Source organism: Paraburkholderia sp. SIMBA_027 (genome assembly GCF_046535315.1).
In the GTDB taxonomy this organism is placed as follows: Bacteria; Pseudomonadota; Gammaproteobacteria; order Burkholderiales; family Burkholderiaceae; genus Paraburkholderia; species Paraburkholderia tropica.
The window spans coordinates 1-245 of sequence record NZ_JAWRWY010001356.1 but is presented as its reverse complement, the minus strand read 5'-3'; the positions used below and the strand labels follow the sequence as shown (position 1 = coordinate 245).

The window sequence follows — 245 nt, the reverse complement described above, 5'->3', positions numbered from 1 at the left end:
CGATCGGACCCGACATCGAGATCGGCTGGCGGCTGAACCGCCATGCCTGGGGCCAGGGCTACGCGACGGAAGCTGCCCGTCCGGTGCTGGATCATGGCTTCGAGACACTGAACCTGCCACGCATCGTCGCCAACATCTTTGCGGGCAATGATGCATCAATCAAGGTGGCCGAAAAGCTCGGGATGACGTTTCTGAGTGACGAGGTTTCGGACGGCCTGCCCTGCAAGGATTATGGAATCACGCAG

General features: G+C 60.4%; 1 protein-coding gene. It reads left to right on the top strand.

What is annotated here, in order from left to right:
• On the top strand, positions 1–245 hold a 245-nt coding region (locus tag SB764_RS43600), incomplete at both ends, for a GNAT family N-acetyltransferase (protein ID WP_410867252.1).